The following is a 23,891-nucleotide window of genomic DNA, read 5'->3' on the forward strand; positions in this document are numbered from 1 at the left end:
CCAGTCAGCCAGCATCAAGACCGAGATCGAGGGCACGCGCGCCGTGCGTCAGCTGACCAACAGAAATCACGTCAACCCCCGTCGCAGCAATTGCAGCAACCGTTTCAAGTGTCACGCCACCGCTTGCCTCGGCAATGGCGCGACCCGCGATCATGCCCACACCGACCTCAAGTTCAGAAAGAGAGAAGTTATCGAGCAATACACCGGTGACGTTTGCCGCGAGAACCGGTTCGAGTTGGTCGAGGCGGTCCACCTCAACGATGATTGCCGTCGTGTGGCCCGCCCGCTCACGAATTCCCTGCAGCGCAGCGGTAGTCGTCTCGGCATCAATGGCCCGAGCGCCACCAGGTGGTTGTCCTTGACCATGATCGCGTCCGAGAGACCGAAGCGGTGATTCGTCCCACCACCGGCACGCACCGCATGCTTTTCAAGAGCGCGCAGGCCGGGTGTCGTCTTCCGAGTGTCTGCGATATGAGCATGTGTGCCAGACACGGCCTCAACAAACTGGGCCGTCAGGGTGGCGATACCACTCATACGCTGTGAGAAGTTGAGGGCCACCCGCTCCCCCGTGAGCACACCGCGCGCGGGTCCTGCCACCCTGGCGAGCACGTCACCCGCCGCGAACACCGCACCCTCGGCGGCGAGCGCCGTCACCCGGGTACGCGGGTCAACTTGCCGAAACGACTCCTCAACCAAAGCGCCGCCCGCGAACACCCCGGGCTCCCGAGCAACCAAACGTGTGTCGATCAGGGCGTCCTCGGGAATCGCGAGCTCCGTAGTCAGATCCCCCAGGGGGCGTCTTCTGCGAGCGCGACGCTCACGATGGATTCAATTGCGTGACGCGTCAGCACGATGAAAAGCTCCTCAGCTCGGGGGCACCGGTCGGGTGCAGGGAAGGTGGTGAAACAAAGCGGAAGGCTCGGCGAGTTGCCTGCTCCGGGTCTGAACGAGGATAGTCTCGGCGCTGATGCGCGCCTCGAGACTCGGCGCGTGCGTTCGCCGCCGCGTGGATCATTGTGGCGAGTTCGGCTTCGGGGCCACCGTGTTGGGCAATCAGTCTCGCTGCCTCTGCCAAGCCGTCAGCCTCCCTCTCGATACCGAGGCCGTTCTCAAGAGCGGTCATTATGCAAGAGTCAGGGGAGCCCAGAGGCAGATCTTGCAGCTCGTACGCTCGCGTTGGGTGACCGCAAGTGAGGTCACCACTGCGTGGAAGGTTCAGCATGGTCACCTGTGCAGAACCAACCAAGGTTCGCGCCCCATCACCGCGCAGCTCCCAGGCATCAGTCTTCGCCTGGCTCGCCGCACGACCAGCTCGGGTTCCAAACACCAGCCCTTCAAGCAGCGAGTTCGAAGCAAGACGATTGGCACCGTGTACCCCAGTTGACGCAGCCTCACCCACCACATACAACCCAGGTACGCTGCTGCGACCGTCAAGGTCGCTCAGCACACCACCCATTGTGTAGTGCGCGGCCGGAGAAACAGGGATCGGCTCGTGTGCCCAATCGAACCCCTGCGCGGCTACGGCAGTCGATATCCCGGGGAATCGCTGAGACAACGTTTCAGGACCGCCCTCGCGCTCGATGCCCGTCGCGTCAAGCCACACAGCCGAGTCGCCGCGACGCTGCAGCACACGGTGTATCTCACGCGAGACCACGTCTCGAGGAGCAAGCTCCGCGAGCGGGTGCAGCCCCCGCATAAAACGTTTCCCCGAACCGTCAAGCAGCACAGCGCCCGCCCCACGAACCGCCTCGGAGACGAGGCTTCCGGTGCCGACAAGAACCGTTGGGTGAAACTGCACAAACTCAAGATCGGCAACGACGGCCCCAGCGCGGGCCGCAAGCACGATCCCCTCGCCCCGCGCCCCCGCGTGGTTCGAAGTACGGGGATATAGTGCGGCATATCCACCGGTCGCCAACACCACTGCGTCGGCAGAGATCGTCACAAGAGATCCGCTATCCTCACCCGCACCAACGGACGCGAGCACGGCCCCCGAAACCACACCGTCATGTGCCACAAGCGATACAGCACGGCGTTCCTCAAGCAGCTCAATCTGGCCGCCCGCAACCGCGGTAAGCAGCTGCGACGTCAAGAATGTGTGCAGCATCGCGCCAGTGCGGTCACCCCCAGCGTGCACAATTCGCGAACAGCCGTGCGCCCCTTCCAACCCCAGCCGCGGCGACCCGTTCTCCTCACGGTCAGCTGCAAACCCCTCAGTCAGCAATGCGCGAACGGCGTCCACACCTTCACGAGTGAGCACCTCAATAGCCTGCCGATCCACGAGCCCCGCGCCAGCAGCAATCGTGTCGATCACATGGTCGGCAACACTGTCGCCAGCACCGATGGCGGCGGCGATCCCACCCTGCGCCAGCGCGGTGTTACCACCGGCAAACTCGCGCGCTAAAGCCCCTGGCTCCCCCAGTATCCTGCCCGGCGTAGCGAGTGTCACCTGCACTCCAGCACGCACGGCCGCAAGCGCGCAGGAAACCCCCGCTACGCCCGACCCCAGCACCAGTATCACGGTCGGGCCGCGAGCATCCGCTCGAGGGCGACCCGTGAATCGTGCGAAACCCCGGCTGAAACGGAGACCCGGTTCGGTTGTTCTCCGGCGAGCAACCCCTCGAGTGTCCAGGCAAGGTAGGCGGGGTGGATCCGGTACATCGTTGAGCAGGGCAAACAACGGGATCAAGGCAAAAGACGGTGAGTTCCGGGTACTGCTGTTGCAATCGATTCACGAGGTTAATTTCGGTTCCCACAGCGATCACGTCTCCCGGAGAGGCCGCCTCTATCTGCTTGCGAATGTACTCGGTCGACCCCGCGCCGTCCGCTGCTTCAACGACGGCAGCTGGGCATTCGGGGTGCACGATGACACGCACACCGGGGTACTCGGCACGTGCCTTTTCGATCTGCGCCACAGTAAATCGCTTGTGAACTGAACAGAACCCGTTCCACAGAATAACGCGGGCGTCGCGCAGTTGCTCCGCCGTGTTACCACCCAGGGCAAGGTGAGGGCGCCAGAGTGGCATGCGGTCTTCTGAGACACCCATCTCCTTTGCGGTGTTTCGCCCAAGATGCTGATCCGGAAAAAACACGACACGCTGCCCCCGCCCGAAAGCCCACTCGAGCACCGTGCGAGCGTTCGAGGAGGTGCATACGATGCCGCCGTTTCGTCCGCAAAATGCCTTGATCGCGGCCGACGAGTTCATGTAGGTCACCGGAATCACCGGTTGTAATCCGTCTTCCCGAGCGGGTTCGTCGAGCGCCACCAGTAGGTCGCGCCAGCAGTCCTCAACCTGGTCGATCGTGGCCATGTCTGCCATTGAGCAACCCGCCGCGAGGTTGGGCAGGATCACCGCCTGTTCGGGGCCCGAAAGAATGTCTGCGGTCTCAGCCATAAAGTGCACCCCGCAAAACACAAACGCTTCTGCCTCGGGGTGGTCCTTCGCGGCCTGCGCGAGCATAAACGAGTCACCCACGAAGTCGGCGTGTTCAATAATTTCGTCACGTTGGTAGAAGTGGCCCAGGATCCGCACGCGATCTCCCAACGCCTCCTTTGCCGAGATAATCCACTGCCGAAGTTCGTCATCTGAAGCGCTCGTGTATTTCTCTGGCAGTGCCCCCTGCCGCGGTGCGCTTCCGGGAATCGTGTCGCCAAGTGACGCTCCAGGCCCGTAACCTGGCACGCGGTCAATCGCCCAGGGATCCCGCACCAGGCCCGAATCGCAGCTGGAGGATCCGGTCGCTCGCAGCGCAATCGGTTTTCGAGACGCAGTGTTGCGTCTCGTTTCTTCTTGCTGGGCTGCAAGGCGAATGAGTTCGTGCACGCTCGTCATGGCCTGCTCCTCGGGGGTGTTTGGTGTGGGGATGTTTGCTGCGGATGTTGCTGTTCTGGTGTGTTCTCTGAGGGGGCAGCTTCGGCCGCAAATCGGTACAGTCGGGCCGGTCGGTAATGGGTGCCAGTTTCGCGCTCACCCGTGTCAACGAGGTAGCCCTGCGCGAGCGCCTGTCGTCGAAAGTTTGCGGGATCAACAGCCTGCCCGCGCACTGCCTCGTGGACTTGGCGCAGTTGTGCAAGAGTAAACGTTCGCCCAAGAAAGCGGTGTGCGACCGCAGAGTATTCGGTTTTGGACCGCAGCCTCGAAAGCGCGTAGGCGACGATGTCACCGTGATCAAAGGCCAGCTCCGGCAGCCGGTCAGCAGAGAACCAGGCGACGTTCGAGTCCGGTTCATCTCGGCTCTGGTCGGAGTGCAGCGCTGTGACACCGTTGGGGTCATCCCAGCGTCCCCTTTGTGAACGGCTGTGTTCTGGCTGCGGCGTGGCGGCAGGATCAGCGGCGAGATCCCCCTCGCCGTACAGCGCCCAGTAAGCGATAGTCACCAACCTTTGCGCCTGAGCTGATCGTTCTACACCGCCGAACGAGTAGAGCTGCTCAAGATACCCGGGCGCCCTCAGTACCGCATCATGGAGAGTGCGCAGCGCGGTGTCGGCCAGGGTTTCATCCCAGCGCGTCGGTCCGCCTGGCAACGCCCACATGTCACGGAAAGGGGCACGAGTACGCCGAACAAGCGGAATCCACAGTGCGGTCGGATCCAGCCCCTCGGACGTGGATGAGTCGAGGGTGGCATCTTTCGGTGGGGCAAGCGCAAAGGCAACCGTTGAGACCGCAACGGCGGGCGGCAGCGTGCGACGCTCGCTCACACTTGCACTCTCATATTGCACGGCACCCCCTCGCTCAAATGAATTTTGGCTTATAGTCAACCTGACCATAAGTCAGCATACGCCTACTTTGTGGGCTGTCAACCTGGGATAACAAAAGAATCTCGAACAAATTGTTGCCCCCAAATGACACAAGAAGGTCACGATCCTGTTACGTCACTCCGGCATAGGGTAGGCTCAGGCTGTAAGACCAGTAATGCCGAACGTTGGGAAACCAAAGCACGTTTTATTTGTTGCCATTGCGCAGCACGCTACCAGTCTCCACGTCGGCACCGTCGCCGTGGCACACAAAGACCGCATCGCGGTCAGCAACACGAAGGAAATACAGATGGCCACTGGCACTGTGAAATGGTTCAACTCCGAAAAGGGCTTTGGATTCATCGCCCCCGATGATGGCTCAGCCGACGTTTTCGCGCACTTCAGCGCGATCGCTGGCAACGGCCGCCGCGACCTGTTCGAAGAGCAGCGCGTAGAATTTGATGTCGAGCAGGGCCAGAAGGGCCTGCAGGCAACCAACATCCGCGCTCTCTAAATCTTGTAAGATCTAGCGTCGCAGACGTAAGAAGGGTGGGGCTTCGGCCCCACCCCTTCTTTGTTTTCATTGCCGCAGCGCCACCGGCGTCCACCGATACTCAAGCTCAGGGCGACCTGGAGTGCCATAGCGCGGCTCTCGCGACACCTGGCGCGTGCTAGTGAGGTACTCGAGGTAGCGTCGAGCCGTGATGCGCGAGATCCCGAGCACCTCGGTGAGTTCACCCGCAGAGACAGCCATGTCCAAAGACTGCAGGTAGCCAACCACAGCTCCGAGAGTGTCCTCCGATAGCCCCTTGGGTAATTCTTGTGCAGAATCGCCGCGAAGCCCAGACAGCGCCGCGTCAATATCCCCCTGCAGCACCGACTGTTGCGATCCTGTATCTATCGAATCACCACTGAGGTCATTAGCGAAACGCCTGTAGCGCCCGAGTTTGTCGGCGAACATCACAAAGGTAAACGGCTTCAAAATGTACTGCACCACACCAAACGAAATTGCCTCGCGTACAGTTTCGAGTTCACGTACCGCCGTAACGGCAATGAGGTCGACGCGAAGCGAAGCGGCCCGAATGCGGCGCGCAAGTTCCATGCCATTAAAGTCAGGCAGATTCATGTCGAGCATCACCACGTCTACGTTGGCGCCAGCACCGGGGGCGAGCACCCGGAGAGCTTCCGCGCCAGAGCCCGCGATACCTGCAACCTCAAATCCTTCAAGACGCCCGACATACGCAGCATGAGCCTCGGCGGTCATTGCTTCGTCTTCAACAATCAGTACGCGCAGTGTTCGCATCAGCGTTGATCCTTTCGCTCGCTACTCGTTGTGCACCCGTCAGGATCAGCGGAAACGGTTGGCAGTACAACAGTGAACCTTGCGCCTTCATCCGCCGCCACCCCGTCCTCCAACCGCAGGGTTCCGCCGCGTCGGCGTACTGCTTGGTGCACAAGCGCGAGCCCAACGCCCCGCACGGCTGTTCCCCCGACCCCGTCACCCTTTTTGGTGTAACCCCGTCGCAGCACCTGTTCGGGCGCAACTCCGCCAAGTCCGGCACCACCGTCAGTAACCCTCACCACAAACTCTCCTGGCACGGCCAGGAGTTCGACCTCTACCCAGCGTCGCTCAGCCGATTCTTGATCACCAGCCGCCTCCATGGCGTTGTCAATGAGGTTACCAATGATCGTCACGGCATCTTGCACGTCGATCATTCCTGCAGAGATGTGACCATCCGCAACGATGCTGAACTCGATGCCACTCTCCGAAGCCTGAGCACTCTTGCCAACCAACAACGCGGCAAGCACGGGCTCATCGATGGATTGCAACACCTGATCGGTGAGTTCCTGATCCACCTTCACATCCTCAGCAGCGAACCGAATAGCCTCGTCGCCCCGCCCGAGTTCAACCAGCGTCACCATCGTGTGAATCCGATTGGCGTGCTCATGCGTTTGCGAACGAAGCGCGTTCGACATCGTCTGCAGCGAGTCCAGATCAGAGGTGAGCTTCAACAGTTCTGTGCGGTCTCGCAACACAACCAGCGTGCCGAGCGAGCCGACCGATCCCCCTGTAGCTTCGTCACTTACCACCGGTCGGTGACTCACCAGCAGCACCCGATCCCCCACTGTCACGATCTCGTCTTCGACCACATTCCCGCTCGCGAGCATCTCGGTGAGTTCGTGTGGCAGTTCTCCGACAGGCACGCGCTTGCGCGATCGCACGTTGCCCGGCACAACAGAGACACGCAGTGCCGACCCCAGTAGCTCGCGTGCCCGGTCGTTGTACAGCACGAGTTCCCCATTACGCCCGAGCAAGAGCATGCCGTCATCGACCGTGTGCAACACAGCATCGTAGAAGGCGTACATCTGACCGATCTGCTCTGGTCCGCGACCAAAGGTCACGCGGCGAAGATACCGGCGGATCCCAAACGCCATAATGGCCCCGACAGTGAGCATCGTACCCGCGATCGCAATAATGAGCGGGATCCGTTGCAGCAGCAATAGGTTGCTGTGTTCGACCGTTACCCCGGTCGAAACAAGTGCAACGACACTGCCGTCTGAGCCGTGGATGGGCGTAATACCCCGGATCGTCACACCGAGGGGACCGTTGTTCGTTTGGTTCACAGTGCCGTGTTTGAGGGCCTCGTCAATGGGGCCCGCAAACTTGCCGCCAATCTCCGAGGTGTAGCGATGCGTATAGCGGGTGCGATCGGTGTCCATGAACGTCACAAAATCGACGCTGCTCTTCGACATGACAGCCTCTGCGAAGGGTTGCAGCAGTTCCGTAGGGTGTGAGGTTTGCACCGCATCAATAACAAAGGGATCAATCGCGAGCGCAGCCGAGAGTGAAGCGGTGCGCTCTTGTGCGACGCTCACGGCTTGCCGGGTCGCATCCAAATACAGCGCGAGGGTGAGCGCCACAACAGCCAAGAGGGTCAACGATAAAAGTCCCATAAAAAAGCGTGTGGCAACACTCCATTCCCGCATTGCTTCATTCTGTCATTGTCACCACGACTTCAACTAGCTCACACCCGTTGCGAACACTATGACCACAACGCCTCGCTTTCTTGGGCACACCCGCAAACTAACAACAGCAACCAGCCATTCCCACAAAGGAGTCGTCATGGCACAAGCGCCCGCCATTCAGCCAGCAGGCAAGACCAAAAAGCGTCGAGGCATCGACAAATCGCATTACCTCTACATTGCCGTGATTATCGCGGTCGTCGGCGGTGCGATTGTCGGGCTGATGATTCCAGAGTTCGCAAAATCACTCAAACCGCTCGGCGACGCGTTTGTGGCGCTCATCAAGATGATGATCGCCCCCGTCATTTTCTGCACCATCGCGCTCGGCGTGGGTTCCGTCGCGAAGGCCGCCACCATCGGCAAGGTCGGCGGTCTTGCGCTTGGCTACTTTGTGGTCATGTCGACCTTTGCGCTCGGGATCGGCCTGTTCGTTGGCAACCTGATTCATCCGGGCGATGGCCTCGATCTCAGCAATATGCACTACGACGCGCCAGCCACGGCGGGCAGCGCCGAGGGTGGCACGCAGTCGTTCCTCATGGGAATCATTCCCACATCGCTGCTCTCCTCGCTCACGGCCGGCAACATTCTGCAGACCCTGTTTGTGGCGCTGCTCACCGGCTTTGCCCTGCAAAAAATGGGCGACGCTGGCAAGCCGATCCTCACCGCCATCGGTCAGGTTCAGGTTCTTGTGTTCCGTCTGCTCACCATGATCATGTGGGTGGCTCCGGTTGGGGCGTTTGGGGCGATCGCGGCCGTGGTTGGTTCGACTGGCCTCCAAGCTATCGTGAGCATGGCGACTCTGATGATCGCGTTCTACATCACCTGCATCCTGTTTATTGTGGTCGTGCTCGGGTCCCTGCTGTGGACGGTCGCCCGCGTCAACATCTTTCTTCTCATGAATTACCTCGCCCGCGAGTACCTGCTCATCTTCTCGACCTCGTCGTCTGAGCCCGCCCTGCCCCGCCTCATCGCGAAGATGGAACATCTCGGTGTCTCCAAGCCCGTCGTTGGTGTCACCGTACCGACCGGGTACTCATTCAACCTCGACGGCACCGCGATCTACTTGACGATGGCCGCGCTGTTTGTGGCGACCGCCATGGGCAAACCGCTGGAACTCGGCGAGCAGATCTCGCTGCTCATTTTTATGATCATCGCGTCAAAGGGCGCGGCTGGTGTGACGGGGCTGGCATCGCGACCCTCGCCGGGGCCTGCAGTCGCACCGCCCCGACCTGGTCGACGGTGTTGGTCTGATCGTCGGCATTGACCGCTTCATGTCTGAGGCCCGCGCGCTCACAAACTTCACCGGCAACGCAGTCGCGACCGTGCTGATCGGCACCTGGACGAAGAGCGTCGAAAAACAGCAACTCGTTGAGGTGCTCGCAGGCCGCGCCCCCTTCGACGAGTCTATGATGACAGCTCTCGACCACGGCGCCCCGACCCCGATTGTCGAGGCTGAGCGCATGGTCGCCGACCCCCCGGCTCCCGCCCAGCCGTCCAAGATGCAGGTATCTGAGCCGGCTGGCTAGGCACGATCGCACCTAGCGTGTACCCAGATGGTCCTTATTCTCGAGGATAAGGACCATCTGGGTACACACGACCAGACGGGCGAGGTCGCAGAGTCGCAGAGTCGCAGAGTCGCGATTTTGTACAGTCACTACTAGGCGCTCGACAGCCGCCGCGATTCCCCGCTAGGTTCGGGATCACCAACCGTGACCCGAACCAGCAAGGGAACCATGTCAGCGCAGACTTACCCGCAGCTTTTCACCCCGCTCAACCTGGGCTTCGTGACACTTCCGAACCGGATCCTCATGGGGTCAATGCACCTCGGTCTTGAGGAAGCGCCGGGTGGCTTCGAGCGCATGGCCGCCTTCTATCGCGAGCGCGCGGCAGGCGGTGTCGCCCTCATCGTGACGGGTGGCGTCTCTCCCAACGATGTGGGCAGACTCACCCCCGGGCCGCCATGCTAACGACCGAGGCTGAGGCCGCCGAGCACCGCGTTATCACCGAGGCCGTGCACGGAGCGGGTGGCAGGATCGCGCTGCAGATCCTGCACGCCGGGCGTTATGCAGCGCACCCGGATCTTGTTGCTCCCAGCCCGATTCAGGCACCGATCTCTCCACTCGTGCCGCGGGAACTTTCCCACGAAGACATCGAACGCACCATCGCCGACTACGTGCGCACGGCCACTCTCGCCCAGCAGGCAGGCTACGACGGTGTGGAGATCATGGGGTCCGAGGGCTACCTCATCAACGAGTTCATCGTGCGTCATACAAACAAGCGCGACGATGAGTGGGGCGGATCTTATGAGAACCGCGTGCGCTTTCCCCTCGAGATCGTGCGCCGCGTGCGCGAGGCGGTCGGGCCAAACTTCATCATCATTTATCGGCTCTCCATGCTCGATCTGGTGCCCGAGGGGTCGACACTTGCCGAGGTCATCGAACTCGGCCAAAAAATCGAGGCAGCTGGTGCCACGATGCTCAACACCGGTATAGGGTGGCACGAGGCGCGGATACCCACCATCGCGACCTCGGTGCCTCGGGGTGCCTTCGCCTGGGTGACGAAGCAGCTGATGGGCTTGGTCTCAATTCCGCTCATCACAACGAACAGGATCAACACCCCGGACACGGCCGAGCGGATCCTCACGGACGGCGACGCCAATATGGTGTCGCTCGCGCGCCCGTTTTTGGCAGACCCCGCATTCGTCGCGAAGGCCGCCGCTGGCACACCGGAGCGCATCAACACCTGCATCGGCTGCAATCAGGCCTGCCTCGACCACACTTTCTCGGGACGCATCGCTTCGTGCCTCGTCAACCCGCGGGCCGCACACGAGACCGAGCTGATCATCGGGCCGACCGTCACGCGCAAGCGAATTGCCGTTGTGGGTGCGGGCCCCGCCGGTCTCGCCTTCGCCACCACCGCGGCCTCGCGCGGGCACGCGGTCACTCTATTCGAGGCCGCCGACATGATCGGCGGGCAGCTCAATGTTGCCCTTCAGGTACCAGGCAAGTTCGAGTTCGCCGAGACGCTACGGTACTTTGGCCGGCGGCTCGAAGAAACCGGAGTTGAGCTGCGCTTGGGGCACCGCGTGACCGCCCCAGAGCTTGCCGCGGGCTCGTTCGACGAGGTGATAATCGCTGCGGGTGTCACCCCGCGCACTCCCGAAATCCCCGGACTCGACCACCCGAGTGTGGTCAGCTATCTCGATGTGCTGCGCGATCGCAAGCCCGTCGGTTTGACCGTCGCGATTCTCGGAGCGGGCGGAATCGGCTTCGACGTGGCCGAGTTTCTCACTGCACCAGCAGACGAGGATCCGCTCAACGTTTCGGAATTCCTGGAGCACTGGGGTGTCGACACCGCGTATGCCAATCCGGGCGGAATCACCAAGCCCATTGAAGAGGCACCCCCGCGACAGGTCACGATGCTGCAGCGCAAGGCCTCGAAGATCGGGGCGGGCCTCGGCAAAACAACCGGCTGGATCCACCGCACGGAGCTCGCTCGTCGTGGCGTGCAGATGATCCCGGGGGTGAACTATCAGAGGATTGACGACGCTGGTCTACACGTGCGCCTCACCGGCAAAGACGGCGCAGTGCACGATCACGTCATTGCAGCAGACACCTTTGTTCTATGCACGGGCCAGGATCCGCTGCGAGAACTACACGACGAACTGGCCGAGCTTGAAACTGGGTCCCACCTCATCGGGGGTGCCGATGTCGCTGCCGAACTCGACGCGAAGCGGGCGATTGACCAGGGCACACGGCTCGCGGCGCGGCTGTGATGTGGCCACCACGCACTCCCCCAAAAGCACTACGGTAGATCCATGACCGCCAACGAAGCCAGTCCCGCGCTCAGCCTCACCCCTCGCAGGGGAGCCGCAGAGCGTCTCTCGCGCATGATTCAAGTGCCCACCGTTTCAGCAGAAATGGAGCAGCGCGGCGTAGAGCCATTCGAGCGCTTCGTCGCCCTGCTTGAAGAACTGTACCCACTCATACACACAACCCTCAGCCGCGAACAGATCACTGACCTCGGACTCCTCTTCCACTGGCGCGGCATCGACTCGCACCAGGACCCCGCCGTGCTTATGGCTCACTTCGATGTTGTGCCGGTCGACGAGTCAGACACCTGGAAGTATCCCCCGTTCGAGGGCCGCATCACCGACGGCTACGTGCACGGGCGCGGCGCTCTCGACGATAAGGGGCCACTGCTCGTGACGCTCGAGGCTGTCGAAAATCTGCTTGCCGCCGGGTTCACCCCCGCGCGCGACGTCTATCTTTCGCTCGGCGGCAACGAAGAAACCTTTGGCGACGCCGCCGAAGCAATCGCCAAAACATTTGAGGATCGCCGGATCACCCCCTGGATTGTGCTGGATGAGGGCGGAGCGGTGGTCGACGCTCCACTTCCTCTGGTCCGGGGTGTCTCTGCTATGGTCGGCGTCGGTGAAAAAGGCGCAACAACCGTGCAGCTGAGCACTAGGGGCGATGGCGGACACGCTTCTGCTCCGCCCACGCTCACCGCGGTGGGGCGAATTTCGAGAGCCGTGCAGCGGCTCACTCCCAGCACCTTCCCTGCCCGTACCCCAGCGGCGGTTACGCGCATGCTGAGTGATTTTGCCGCCCGATCCCGCGGCCCCGCACGTCTGCTCTACCGCGCACTCGCGGCTTCCCCTTGGCTTACGGCGCGCGTCTTCACGTCGCTCGGCGGCGAACCGGCGGCGATGGTGCGCACGACCGTCGCACCGACAATGTTCTCTGGCGGCACCGCCGCCAACGTGCTGCCTTCACAGGCGAGCGCCACCATCAATCTGAGGATCGCGCTCGGCGAATCGGTGCAGAGCACCGTGCGCAGGATCCGCCGCCGCGTGAAGGATCGGCGCGTCATCGTCACGGTGTTGGAGGGAGGCGAGCCCTCCCCTGAATCAGCAACCGACAACGAACAGTTCGCGCTGATCGCGCAGGCCGTTGGCATTTCTCACCCGGCCGCTCACACAACCCCCTACGTGATGATGGCAGCGACAGACTCGCGTCATTTTCACCGCTTCGCCCCCGCGACTTACCGCTTCGCACCACTCGCGATGTCGGCAGAACTGAGGGCGACAATCCACGGTGTCGATGAGCGGGTGTCCATCAGCGAACTGGAACGCGGGGAACTTTTTCACCGCACCCTCATCGAAAACCTGTAACGGATCACGAAGAGAATGAGCATGAAGAAAGTTACCCTCGGTGCACTCGTTGGTGTCGTCGGTTTTCTCGCGTTCGTTGAGCTGACAAGCGGCTTCATACAGGGCTACTACACCCCCATGCTGAGCAACATCGCTCGTCACCTCGATGTGCACGACGCCGACGTGAACTGGCTTGAAGGGTCGCAGCTGATGCTCTCGGCACTGGTTGTACCGGCGCTTGCAAAACTCGGTGACATGGCTGGCCACAAGCGGATCTTGCTCTGGTCAACCGCTGTTACGGCGTTCGCAACGCTAGCGCTGCCATTCACCGAGTCGTTCGCTCTCTTTCTCGCGGCCTGGACGCTGCAGGGAGTCTACGTCGTGTGGTTGCCCCTCGAAATCGCACTTATCTGGTCGCGCTCTCACAGCATGGAGAACCGCTCGCTCGTCACCGCTCGCGCCGCCGGCATTTTGGTGGCGGCGCTTGAGTTAGGTGCGATCACGGGCGCGCTGCTCGGCGGGCAACTCATCGACACACTCCCGATCATGACGGTGCTGTTTGTGCCGGGTGTTCTCGTGACGATCTGCTTCTTTGTCATTCTCTTTGGGGTCAAAGAATCGCCTGACCAGCTCGGTGGTCGCCTCGACCTCGTTGGCCTGAGCCTCATCTCGCTCGCGATCCTAGCGTTCACCGGCGGTCTCAGCCTGCTCCGTTTAAACGGCGCCGGTGATCCTGCTGCCTGGGGTGTGGCCCTTCTCGGGCTGTTGCTGGTTATTCCGTTCGCCCGTTGGGAGCTACGCCACCCTGATCCACTGATCGATGTGCGCCTCTTCCGGTCCCCCGCGCTCGCCCCGGTCTTTCTGACCGCGGCACTCTTCGGCATGAGTGTGCTCGGCGCGCAGGCTCCCCTCTCAACCTTCTTGCGCACGGACCCCGAAGTCTACGGCTACGGGATCGGCACCACGGGTTTTGTCACGTCACTGGCGATCGGTTTTTACCTCATCTCGATGGTAATCGGGGCGCTGCTCTACCCGCGCGTGGCTCGCCTACTCACGCCGCGCCTCGCGCTTGTCATCGCCGCAAGCATGGTAGGTGTTGGTTACCTCATGTTTGTACCGTTTCACGCAACGTACCTGCAGATGGTCATCAACATCATGATTGCGGGCCTTGGCTCTGGGGCGCTTGTCGCAGCGCTCCCCGCGGCGGCGGCATCGGCAGCCCCCGCAACACAAACGGGAGTTGCAACCGGGCTCACCAATTCAACAAAGACGATCGGTGGTGCCGTCGCATCTGCCATCTTCGGGTTCGCGCTCATGCACGGTGTCTCGGGCGGTGCGGAGGGTGGCACCGCAGGATCCTTCTCGGGTTACCTCACCGTGTGGCTCGTGTGCAGCATCTCGGCGTTTGTCGCTGCCGCTGCCCTTCTTTTTATTGTGCCGAAGAACGCTTTCCAAGATCGCCCTGTTGAGAAGGTGGAGAGCTAAACCAACACCTCGCGGGCGACTCGCAGCGCTGACTCGACCTTCCGGGCGAGGTCGTGTCGGCCCGCGCCGAGGCTCGACCAGCGCCACACGGCGCCGAGCAGTGCTGCCGCGTATCCGGCTGCGACGATCCTCGCCCGCGCGGCATCCGCACCATCACGCTCTAGGCGATTCGCCACAGCGTCGGCGATTCGCAGCTGTCGCAGCGCCTGCCCCGTACGCAGTTCAACTTCGACCCCCATGTTTCGGGCGTCGACAATAGCGAGGGCGAGTGCGTCGGGGCGGTGCCGTCGGCGAACGCGTCGAGAGCCTCGTCAAGAGTGAGCTCAGGATCCTCGACCCGCTGCACAAGCGCGTCGATCTGCTCGTCGAGCACAAACCACAGTATTGCCGACTTGCCCTCAAAGTAGTTGAAGAAGCTCGAGCGACTCACTCCCGCGCGCCGGGCAATCTCGGTGACGGAGGTGGCCTCGTAGCCCTGCTCAAGAAATAGCTCGCACGCGGCATCCGTGAGCACTTCACGGGAGGAGGCGTGCGGGCGCCCGCGCGGATTCGACATGGTCAGCAGCTTATCGGCATACGTCATGCGCTAGGGTTTGCTTGTTGCACTCAATCCAACAACCAGGAAGCTCTGTTCCATGACGCGCACATTTCCCCTTCGCCATACACTGCTGTACGGCATCGCAATGACATCGGTCGCCGCACTCGCGGCGGTTGTTCTCAGTTCTTGCGCGAGCGAAGCAGGCACAGCCACCGACACAAAAACCGACGGTGGCACCCTCGTCTACGCGACGGGAGACGCTGAACCCAGTTGCCTCGACCCCCACGTCGGCGGTAACTACCCTCAGGCCCTCATCTCAACTCAGTACCTTGAGCCGCTCGTTGGCCGCAGTGCAGACGGCACAATCAAGCCCTGGCTCGCGACCCACTGGGAGACCAGCACAGACGGTCTCACCTGGGACTTCACGCTGCAAAACGACGTCACCTTCACCGACGGCACCCCACTCGACGCCGAGGCAGTGAAGGCGAACATCGAACACCTACAGGATCCCGACACACAGTCGTCAACGGGCTACCTCGCGGTCGAGAAGATTAAAAAGATCGAACCCATCGACGCAACCCACGTGCGCTTCCACCTCTCAAAACCTGATTCGGCCCTGCTCGAATCGATGAGCCAGCAGTGGACCGCAATCCAATCCCCCGCAGGCATCGCTCGCGGCATGGAAAAGAACTGCGCCGATCCAATCGGCACCGGACCGTTCACCGTCGAGAAGTGGACACCGCAGCAACAAGTCATCCTCGTGCGCAACGATGACTACAAAACGCCAGGCCCCGAGGCCGACCACAAGGGCCCGGCACACATCGAGCGCATCGACTGGCGATTCATTCCCGATGCGGCGACCCGCTATGCCGCGCTCACCTCAGGTGAGGTGCAGGTCATCGATAACCCGCAGCCCGACGCCATCGTCGCGGCGGAGAAAGACGGCTCCGGCATTGAGCACATTGACGCGCCGCGTCCCGGATCCACCAACCGCATCGAGCTCAACTCCGGGCAAGCCCCATTCAACGATGTCAAAGTACGCGAGGCCTTCATTCGGGCGGCAGATCCCAATCCCGGCATTAAGTCGCTCTACCTCGGCACGGTAGATCGCTCAACTTCACTGCTCGCCAGCACAGAACCGACCGCGATCAGCGACAGCGACCTCTTCACCACTGACAAGAAGCAGGCAGAGAAGTTGCTCGACGAGGCCGGCTGGACCACAAAAGACACAGACGGCGTGCGCACGAAAGACGGTAAACGACTCACAGTGCGTTTCCCGGTCAGCACGAACCAGTCAGTGGCAGCAGAGCAGTCGCTGTTCGAGCAGATCCAGGCAAACGCCTCCGCTGTTGGTTTTGAGGTGGTCCTCAATCCCGTTGATCTGAGCACCTGGTACGGCGCGCTCGGCTCAAACGAGTACGAGGCGGTCAGCGCACCCTACACAAAGGTCGGTCCAGATGTCCTGCGCATCCTCTATCACTCCGGCGGCATCGTGCCGGCACCCTCCGGCTACTTCGCCAACCACGCGCAGCTCGCGAATCCCGAGGTCGACAAACTGCTCGACGAGGCCTCCGCAACACTCGACACAGACAAGCGCACCAAAATCTACGCCGACGCGCAGCAACGCATCCTTGAGAGCTACACCGTTCTGCCGCTCTACGACCAGCAGAACCACTTCCTCGTGAAAGGCGCCACCGGCGTCACAACACTCGGCACGGTCGCAACACCAACGTTCGTGAACGCGCGGGTCGGGGGCTAACCGAAGTGAGGGCGGTCCTCGCGCGATTGGGCTCGGCTGTGCTGGTGGTGTGGATCACCGCCACGGTCGTGTTCGTTGCGCTGCGGGCGACGGGTGATCCGCTTGAGGCGATCCTCGGTGGCCCCGGATCACAAGCGGGGCCCGAGACCGTCGCACGTGCGACACAAAACTACGGCCTGGATCAGCCTGTTGTTGTGCAATACCTCGCGCAGCTGTGGCGGATCGCCACCCTGCAGTTCGGCGACTCGTATGCGCGCAAGCAGCCCGTCTCTGAGTTGCTCGCCGAGAACGTGCCACCGACCGTGCTGCTCGCCACCCTCGCGCTCCTGCTCGCCTGGGCGCTCGCGGTCGTGGGGTTGTTGATCGCAGCGACGGCTAGAGGTCGCTTCGGTGGGCTTGTGCGCTCGGCGCTTTCGGGAGTCGAAACCGTGGCGAGTGTGGTGCCGCAGTTCTTTTTGGGGGCGGTGCTCATTCTCGTGTTTGCAAACGGGCTGGGGTGGCTACCGGCCACCAGTTCGGGATCGAGCCCGGCCGGTCTTGTGCTGCCGGTTGTGACACTGGCGGTGCCTATCGCTGGGTACCTCGCACACGTACTCCACGGATCTCTTGCCGAGGCCGACGCAGCCCCGTTTGCGGTGACCGCACGCTCGCGCGGGTCTTCCGAAACGCGGGTGTTCTTTCGGCACACTCTGCGCCACGCAGCGCTGCCCGGGGTGGCGCTCTCGGGTGGGCCTACGGTTCGCTGCTGAGCGGTGCCGTTGTGGTTGAGGCACTGTTTGCGCGGCCCGGCCTCGGGCGGCTGCTGCTCGAAGCTGCCGCCGTGCGCGATGTGCCCGTGGCAATCGGGGTGGTCACCGTGATCGCGCTGCTCTATGTTGTGGTGATGCTGGTGTCGTCGTTGCTTGAGCACGTGATTGACCCGCGACTCGCGAAGGCGGTGGTGGCGTGAGTGCGGCAACAATCCTGCGACTGCAGCAGAAGACCAGCCGGTCGTTCAACGGTCTCGGCTGGCCAAGCTACGTCGCGCTCGCGATCCTCGCGATCACGGCTGTCGCCGTGTGCGCCCCGCAGATCCTCGCCCCGGGCAACCCGCTCGCTATCAACCCCGCCGATGCCCTGCAATCACCGTCACCAGTTCACCTCTTCGGCACCGACGAGTCAGGCCGCGACCTCTATACCCGCGTCATTCACGGCGCCGCCGCATCACTCGGCATAGGCCTCGCTGCCACGGCTATCGGAGTTGGTCTCGGCGCGATCCTGGGCTTCACCGCGGGTCTCGGCCCGAAGCTAGTCGATTCCGCCCTAGGCAGGGTCTTTGAGGTGCTCTTCGCACTCCCCACACTAGTGATGGCACTGCTGTTCATCACAATCATCGGCGGGGGCCCCACGGCATCCATCCTTGCGATTGGCCTAGCCACTATCCCGGGCTACGCCCGCATGCTGCGCTCAAGGGTTCGTGGCATCGCACAGAGCGGCTACGTGGAGTGGGCGCGGCTCGACGGTGTGAGTCCCCTGCGAGTGTTCACCCGTCACATCGCCCCGAACTCACTGTGGCCGCTCGTGTCAGCGGCGACGCTCGGGGTCGGACAGGCCATCGTGTGGGTATCGGCACTCGGGTTCCTCGGGCTTGGAGCGCTGCCGCCCTCACCCGAGTGGGGTGCGATGCTCAATTCTGGCCGCACCTACATCGCAACGGCGTGGTGGATGACGGTGTTCCCGGGGCTCGCGATTGTCGTCACTGCCGCGGCGCTCACGGCACTGGGTCGTCGCCTTGCAAAGTTGGGGATCGCATGAGCGTGTTAGAGCTGCAAAGCCTCGGAGTGCAGCATCACAATGATCAAATTCTCGACGGCATCAGTCTCACTGTCAACGCGGGCGAGTGCGTCGCTGTTGTCGGTGAATCGGGAGCGGGCAAGTCTGTTCTCACACGCACCCTGCTGGGTCTTGTGCAGGCCGAGCCAAAGTGGCGCGTGGACGCAAAGCAGTTCATCATCACGGGGCACAATATGCGTGAGGCCAGTCAGCGAGACTGGCGTGCGCTTCGAGGGGCAGAGATTGGGCTAATTTTGCAGGATGCGCTGCAATCGCTTGATCCGCTGCGCACCATTGAGGCCGAGGTGGGCGAGGCCCTTGAGGTTCGGGATCAGCGTGCGTTCGGTCAGGGTCGCCGCCTGCGGCGAGCGCGGGTGCTCGAAGCACTCAAACGAGCGGGACTACCGAAGGCCGAGCAGCACCTGCGGCAGCGATCCGGCGAACTCTCCGGCGGCATGCGGCAGCGCGCGCTCATAGCGTCGGCCATTGTGTGCAACCCCCGGCTTCTTATTGCCGACGAACCCACCACCGCACTCGATCCGACAACCGCTGCTCGTGTGCTTGAGCTCTTCTCCTCCATCAAAGCGAGCGGCACCGCCTTGCTACTCATCAGTCACGATCTGCAGAGTGTTGCGCAGATCGCCGACCGCATCGTAGTGCTGGATCGGGGCAAGATTGTCGAGTCTGGCAACCGCGACCAGATCCTGAACCACCCGCAACACCCCGTTACCCAACGGCTGCTCGCCGCGGCACCGTCCGGGGCCAAGCCCGGCGGGGCCGTTGTACCGGGCAAACCACTCATCACAGTGAGCGACGGCACTCGCAAGTTTGCGTTGGGCAAGGGCCACACGTTCGCGCTCTCTAGAGTCAGTTTCGAGTTGCGTCGCGGTGAGGCCGTGGGCGTGCTCGGTGAGTCCGGTGCAGGAAAGACCACACTCGCGCGGGTGCTTGTGGGGCGGAGCGACTCGATTCAGGCGAGGTTGAACGCACTGCGACACGGGTCCGGCTGATTCCGCAAGATCCACTGGCAACCTTTGATCCCAGGTGGCGGGTCGAGCGCATTCTCGCGACCTCTCTGCGACTGACGGGCACTTCGGTGGCTGAGCTACTGCAGATGGTTGACCTTGATCCGGCTTTGGCCCACCGCCGCCCCTGACTCTCTCGGGAGGCCAGCGGCAGCGGGTTGCCATCGCGCGGGCGCTCGCCGCCGACCCCGACGTACTGGTGTGCGACGAACCCGTGTCGGCGCTCGATGTCTCGACGCAGGCTGGTGTTCTGAATTTGCTGCGGCGGCTGCAACACGAGCGTGACCTCACCATCGTGTTTGTCTCCCACGATCTCGCAGCGCTGCGCACGGTCTCTGATCGAGTACTCGTGATGCAAGATGGCCAAATCGTTGAGCAGGGGCCGACGGAAGAGGTGTTTGCCCACCTGCAGCATGCTTGAAAGCTCAGTTTTGCATGTTTCTAGGCTCAGAAATCATGTAAAACTGGGCTCTCAACACCACTGGTACACAAAGACACCAGCACCCTCAGCGAACCGCCGCGACCTCCGAACCAATCACGATCCCGGTGCGCAATTCGGCGAGCGCGGCGAGCACAGCAGCCGCGGCTTCAGGATCGGCAACCCGCTCGCGTGCCAGCGATTCGCCCTCCCCCACTTTGATGCCCAGATCGTCGGGGCCGAGCACAGCAAACACGTCTTCGTCAGTCACATCATCACCGAGAAACAGCACGGGTGCGGCTGGCAGCATCTCGCGGATCAGCAGCAGCGCGCTCCCCTTGTCGGTGTTACGCACTGAGAACTCGCGCACCTGTTTCCCCTCGCGCATCGTGATGCCGGGCACGGTCCCCAGTTCGACAGCAGCAGCCAGCAGCTCAGAGGCGCGATCCGGTTCAGCAACCTCGCGCGTGTGAACCACGATTCCGTAGGGCTTGCGCTCCAGTCTCACGCCGATTTCATCACGAAATACCCTGTCGAAGCGGCGCGAGAGTTTACCGAGACGCTCCTCCTCGTCGGGCGTCAGCGATCCCGCGTCACCCACCGCGTCAAGCCCGGTAAGTTCTGCGCCGTGTGAGGCCGACAGAATCCAGGAATCCGATTCGAGACCGGTCACCCTCAGTCCCTCGACCGAGCGACCTGTGAGCAAAATCACCTGCACATCTGGTGACTCCTGCAAGACTTCTAGTGCCCGCCGCGCGCGGGGCAGGATCCGGGCATCTTGTGGCCGCCCAACAATCGGCGCAAGGGTGCCGTCAAAGTCGCTCGCGACGATCAGCGACGGAACCGTTGCGAGTCGCCGCAGCCGAGCACGCAGAGCGCTCGACACAAACACCTCGTTTGGTGCGGAAAGCTCCGCGGTCTCTCCCTCGCGTACCCCCTCGGCCTGCTTCACGTGCGCGTCAGCCGCCGCCGATACCGCTTCGAGATACTGGGTCGCCCAGTGCGCCACATCGTTGTCGTAGACCGCCTTACGCAGCGAGCGCATGCGTCGTTGCTGTTCCTCACGGGGCAGGTGGATCGCGCGCAGCATCGCGGCCTTGAGCGCCTCAATGTCGTGCGGGTTGATCAGCAGGGCGGCTCGGAGTTCGTCGGCCGCGCCGGTGAACTCGCTCAAGATCAGTGCGCCGCCCTCGTCTGCACGGCAGGCAACGTATTCTTTCGCTACGAGATTCATTCCATCGCGCAGCGGGGTCACGACCATCACGTCTGCGGCGAGGTAGAGCGCCGCCATCTCTTCGCGAGAGTAGCTCTGGTGCAGGTAGACGAGCGGTGCGTGCCCGATGGAGCCGTGTGCGCCGTTGATGTGCCCGGCCGTCACCTCCACCTCTTCACGAAGTTGCTGATAAGCCTCGACCTGCTCGCGGCTCGGGCTCGCCACCTGCACGAGCACGGTATCGTGGGCGTTAATCTCGCCGTCTTCAAGCAGTTCCTCGAATGCTTTCAGGCGATGCCGAATGCCCTTCGTGTAGTCGAGGCGATCCACCCCGAGAAGGATGGTGCGATCCTGCCCCAGCTCTTCTCGAATCTCACGTGCCCGCTGTTGCACCTCGGCGCGCGAGGCCAACTCTTCGAATCCACCCGCGTCGATAGAGATCGGAAACTCCTGCGCGAGCACCGAGCGAGAGGGGTGATCGGGTGATTCGGGCAGCACGATCGTGTTGCCGCGCGCGGGTACTCCGGCGTAGCGCTCGCTGGCCTGACGGAAACTCACGGCGTCTTGCACGCGCTGGAACCCGATGACGTCGGCCCCGAGTAGGCCGCGCACAATCTGGCGACGCCATGGTAACTGAGCGAACAGGCTGCGCGGCGGAAACGGGATGTGTAAGAAGAACGCGATGGTGAGATCGGGGCGCAGTTCTCGCAGCATCTCAGGCACCAACTGTAGTTGGTAGTCGTGCACCCACACGACCGCGTTGGGTGCTGCCTCGAGAGCGACCCTGTCGGCAAAACGCCGATTCACACGCTGGTAAGAGTCCCACCAGGTGCGGTGGTAGACAGGAGGAGAGATAACGTCGTGGTACAGCGGCCAAAGAGTGCCGTTCGAGAAGCCCTCGTAGTAGGTTTCAAGTTCTTCGCTGCTGAGCGGAATTGGTGCGAGGCGCATTGAGCCAATTTCAAACGGCTCCACCTCTTCGTCCGCGCTACCCGCCCACCCCACCCATAGGCAGCCGAGTTCTCGCACGATCGGTTCGACCGCGGTCACGAGTCCTCCCGGCGAAGGCGCCCAATCGGTCGTACCGTCCGCCTGCACAACCCGATCGACGGGCAGACGATTAGACACCATGACAAGCTCGCGACCCTGCGCGACCTCACTCAATTCAAACACTCCAACGCCCCCAAAGGTACTGCGCTCGACGAAACTGAAGAATCTTCTTCAGTCTACTCAGAAGGTTCGGCAGAAGCTGCGAGGTGCTCAGAGGCCATCCAAGGTTCGTGACGTTCTTCTGCCCCGGCGGCGTGAACAGCGTCGCAACCCAGGTGGTGATCGGAACGGCGAGGATCAACCCGATGCTGCCGCAGAACGTGCGCACGAGTTCGACCGCGATGTCTTCACGGGTCAGCAGCGACAACACAGGGCGGTCGTAGAGGTACAGCAGCAGGAGCACGCTGAGCGCCGCCCCCACGTAGGCAAAGAACACCGTGTAGACCGTGGAGGCGATGTGGTCGCGGCCGATCCTCATGGCCCTGGCGAAAATCTCTCGCCGCGGCATGCCAGGTGCTGCCGCGCGCAGTTCCCACACGGCAGAAGACTGGGTGATGGTCACGTCGTTGAGGATCCCAAGCCCGGCAATAATGATCGCGCAGGTGAGCAGTCCGCGAAAATCAATCTCGCCCGTGACAGCGGCGAGAAAGCCGGATGACTCGTCTCCGATGCCGCTGAGCCGGGTCGTGTGCACCGCGACGAGCGAAATACCGGCCATGATCAGGATCCCGCACAGCGTTCCGATGAGCGCGGCCGTCGTGCGCATGTTGGGGCCGTGCACAAAGTAGAGAATCACAAACATGATGGCGCTCGCACCCACCAGAGCAACCGGCACTCCCGGTTGCCCCGAAACGAGGGCGGGGAGAATAAACGCGAGCAGCAGAAACGCGCTGATCCCCAGCGCCACGAGCGCGAGCGCACCACGTAGCCGACCGACCCAGATCACTACGGCGGCAAACAAAAGGCCGAGGATCAGCAGCGGCAGACCGCGAAAGACTCCCGACACTCCGTAGTTCGTTTGGGCGACCTCGTAGCTCTGGGGTGCCTTTTTTTCGGCTTCGTCCGTGTTTTGCGGGGTTGGTGGGGCTGCCGTCGGCGCTGGGGCTGTCGGGGCTGTCGCATAGGCGATCAGTTCGAGGCGATCCCCCTTCTGCAGACCCGCTGACGCGAGAGCTCCTCGCACGGGCACGTCGATTGTGCGCCCCGCATCGGGTCCGGTGTGAACACCAACGGTCACCGTGATGCAGCGGTCTCGCGGGGTCTCTGGATTCTTTGAGTTTCCACCCGTGCTGTTGGTGCCCTGGTCCGCGCTTCCGCTCTGGCCGGCACTCCCGCTTTGGCCCAGCGCGGCACACCCGTCCTCAATGCTCAGCACTTCGCCTTGCTCGTAGGTTCCGGCTGCCCCCATGGATCCGCTGCGCTCGGCCACCTTCGCCACTTGATCCGCGTTGGGCCACAGCAGGATCAGCCCCAGCACGGTGGCGAGTGCAACGACGGCGAGCAGACTAAACGTCACCACCTTCACGCCTCGGCTGAGGGCTGGTATGTCCTTTGGCAGGTCGTGGGAGTGGGCGTGGTTCTCTAGTAGCGCTGTCTCACTGGCCTGCCCCGGCTGCTCCGCACGCCCCTCGCCCTCCGAGCGCCACCCCCATTTGAACATGATTATCAATATATCAAAGT

The 23,891-nt window shown here is 62.4% G+C and carries 18 protein-coding genes and 4 pseudogenes; 12 read left to right on the forward strand and 10 right to left on the reverse strand.

Annotated elements, in window-relative coordinates:
• Window positions 1–4: 4 nt before the first annotated feature.
• The 4 genes and pseudogenes from nadC to G7066_RS11785 all read right to left on the reverse strand — a co-directional run bounded on the left by nadC (window position 5) and on the right by G7066_RS11785 (window position 4,696).
• Window positions 5–851 (reverse strand): annotated as a pseudogene (gene nadC / locus G7066_RS11770) (carboxylating nicotinate-nucleotide diphosphorylase).
• Complete coding sequence (locus G7066_RS11775) at window positions 845–2,518, reverse strand: L-aspartate oxidase (RefSeq protein WP_166331288.1); 1,674 nt, start codon at window positions 2,516–2,518, stop codon at window positions 845–847. Before G7066_RS11775 ends, nadC begins: the two are co-directional and overlap by 7 nt.
• Window positions 2,515–3,830: pseudogene (gene nadA / locus G7066_RS11780) on the reverse strand (quinolinate synthase NadA). Before nadA ends, G7066_RS11775 begins: the two are co-directional and overlap by 4 nt.
• Window positions 3,827–4,696, reverse strand: coding sequence for an NUDIX hydrolase (locus G7066_RS11785; RefSeq protein ID WP_244302965.1), 870 nt, complete (start codon window positions 4,694–4,696; stop codon window positions 3,827–3,829). The pseudogene nadA and the gene G7066_RS11785 overlap by 4 nt, the downstream one beginning before the upstream one ends.
• 346 nt (window positions 4,697–5,042) lie before the next feature.
• Between G7066_RS11785 and G7066_RS11790 the strand changes: the two genes are divergently transcribed.
• A complete protein-coding gene (locus tag G7066_RS11790; RefSeq protein ID WP_166290149.1) occupies window positions 5,043–5,246 on the forward strand; it encodes a cold-shock protein in 204 nt (67 codons plus the stop codon).
• A 66-nt stretch (window positions 5,247–5,312) separates the two neighbouring features.
• Here G7066_RS11790 and G7066_RS11795 read toward each other — a convergent pair whose 3' ends face one another.
• Together G7066_RS11795 and G7066_RS11800 are read right to left on the reverse strand one after the other, a co-directional pair.
• Complete coding sequence (locus G7066_RS11795) at window positions 5,313–6,035, reverse strand: response regulator (protein WP_166331292.1); 723 nt, start codon at window positions 6,033–6,035, stop codon at window positions 5,313–5,315.
• Window positions 6,035–7,687 (reverse strand): sensor histidine kinase, encoded by a 1,653-nt coding sequence (locus tag G7066_RS11800; protein ID WP_166331294.1) that lies wholly within the window; start codon window positions 7,685–7,687, stop codon window positions 6,035–6,037. The genes G7066_RS11795 and G7066_RS11800 overlap by 1 nt, the downstream gene beginning before the upstream one ends.
• A 169-nt stretch (window positions 7,688–7,856) precedes the next feature.
• On the opposite strand from G7066_RS11800, the pseudogene G7066_RS11805 reads away from it, so the two are divergent.
• From G7066_RS11805 to G7066_RS11820, 5 genes and pseudogenes are all read left to right on the forward strand, one after another.
• Window positions 7,857–9,282: pseudogene (locus tag G7066_RS11805) on the forward strand (cation:dicarboxylate symporter family transporter).
• Window positions 9,283–9,564: 282 nt separating this feature from the next.
• Window positions 9,565–10,424, forward strand: a pseudogene (locus G7066_RS17550) (2,4-dienoyl-CoA reductase FMN-binding domain-containing protein); the annotation flags it as partial.
• On the forward strand, window positions 10,416–11,531 hold the full coding sequence (locus tag G7066_RS17555) for an FAD-dependent oxidoreductase (RefSeq protein WP_341873893.1): 1,116 nt from the start codon (window positions 10,416–10,418) through the stop codon (window positions 11,529–11,531). The pseudogene G7066_RS17550 and the gene G7066_RS17555, both read left to right, overlap by 9 nt.
• A gap of 42 nt (window positions 11,532–11,573) precedes the next feature.
• The gene (locus G7066_RS11815) at window positions 11,574–12,932 is read left to right on the forward strand and encodes a M20/M25/M40 family metallo-hydrolase (RefSeq protein ID WP_166331296.1); all 1,359 of its coding nucleotides are present in this window, start codon (window positions 11,574–11,576) and stop codon (window positions 12,930–12,932) included.
• A 21-nt stretch (window positions 12,933–12,953) separates the two neighbouring features.
• A complete protein-coding gene (locus tag G7066_RS11820) occupies window positions 12,954–14,396 on the forward strand; it encodes an MFS transporter (protein ID WP_205881444.1) in 1,443 nt (480 codons plus the stop codon).
• Here G7066_RS11820 and G7066_RS16445 read toward each other — a convergent pair.
• Window positions 14,393–14,572 carry a hypothetical protein gene (locus G7066_RS16445; RefSeq protein WP_166331300.1) on the reverse strand — a complete coding sequence of 60 codons (180 nt, stop codon included), beginning with the start codon at window positions 14,570–14,572 and terminating at the stop codon, window positions 14,393–14,395. The two genes, G7066_RS11820 and G7066_RS16445, sit on opposite strands and share 4 nt — an antisense overlap.
• Window positions 14,557–14,979: a TetR/AcrR family transcriptional regulator gene (locus G7066_RS11830; RefSeq protein ID WP_244302966.1), complete on the reverse strand. Its 423-nt coding sequence runs from the start codon at window positions 14,977–14,979 to the stop codon at window positions 14,557–14,559. The genes G7066_RS16445 and G7066_RS11830 overlap by 16 nt, the downstream gene beginning before the upstream one ends.
• A 52-nt stretch (window positions 14,980–15,031) precedes the next feature.
• On the opposite strand from G7066_RS11830, the gene G7066_RS11835 reads away from it, so the two are divergent.
• The 6 genes from G7066_RS11835 (at window position 15,032) to G7066_RS16455 (ending at window position 19,951) form a co-directional block, all read left to right on the forward strand.
• Window positions 15,032–16,693 (forward strand): ABC transporter substrate-binding protein, encoded by a 1,662-nt coding sequence (locus tag G7066_RS11835; protein ID WP_166331302.1) that lies wholly within the window; start codon window positions 15,032–15,034, stop codon window positions 16,691–16,693.
• A 5-nt stretch (window positions 16,694–16,698) separates the two neighbouring features.
• Window positions 16,699–17,442, forward strand: coding sequence for an ABC transporter permease (locus G7066_RS11840; RefSeq protein ID WP_280116168.1), 744 nt, complete (start codon window positions 16,699–16,701; stop codon window positions 17,440–17,442).
• Window positions 17,443–17,453: 11 nt separating this feature from the next.
• A complete protein-coding gene (locus G7066_RS17100; protein ID WP_280116169.1) occupies window positions 17,454–17,642 on the forward strand; it encodes an ABC transporter permease subunit in 189 nt (62 codons plus the stop codon).
• The gene (locus tag G7066_RS11845; protein ID WP_244302967.1) at window positions 17,639–18,487 is read left to right on the forward strand and encodes an ABC transporter permease; all 849 of its coding nucleotides are present in this window, start codon (window positions 17,639–17,641) and stop codon (window positions 18,485–18,487) included. Before G7066_RS17100 ends, G7066_RS11845 begins: the two co-directional genes overlap by 4 nt.
• A complete protein-coding gene (locus tag G7066_RS11850) occupies window positions 18,484–19,515 on the forward strand; it encodes an ATP-binding cassette domain-containing protein (RefSeq protein ID WP_166331304.1) in 1,032 nt (343 codons plus the stop codon). Before G7066_RS11845 ends, G7066_RS11850 begins: the two co-directional genes overlap by 4 nt.
• Window positions 19,516–19,729: 214 nt before the next feature.
• On the forward strand, window positions 19,730–19,951 hold the full coding sequence (locus tag G7066_RS16455) for an ABC transporter ATP-binding protein (protein WP_244302968.1): 222 nt from the start codon (window positions 19,730–19,732) through the stop codon (window positions 19,949–19,951).
• A gap of 85 nt (window positions 19,952–20,036) precedes the next feature.
• On the opposite strand, the gene G7066_RS11860 is transcribed toward G7066_RS16455, so the two are convergent.
• The gene (locus G7066_RS11860) at window positions 20,037–22,334 is read right to left on the reverse strand and encodes a bifunctional alpha,alpha-trehalose-phosphate synthase (UDP-forming)/trehalose-phosphatase (RefSeq protein ID WP_341873800.1); all 2,298 of its coding nucleotides are present in this window, start codon (window positions 22,332–22,334) and stop codon (window positions 20,037–20,039) included.
• Complete coding sequence (locus G7066_RS11865; protein WP_166331306.1) at window positions 22,327–23,871, reverse strand: YibE/F family protein; 1,545 nt, start codon at window positions 23,869–23,871, stop codon at window positions 22,327–22,329. Before G7066_RS11865 ends, G7066_RS11860 begins: the two co-directional genes overlap by 8 nt.
• Window positions 23,872–23,891 lie beyond the last annotated feature (20 nt).

It is taken from the genome of Leucobacter coleopterorum, from assembly GCF_011382985.1.
Lineage (GTDB): Bacteria > Actinomycetota > Actinomycetes > Actinomycetales > Microbacteriaceae > Leucobacter > Leucobacter coleopterorum.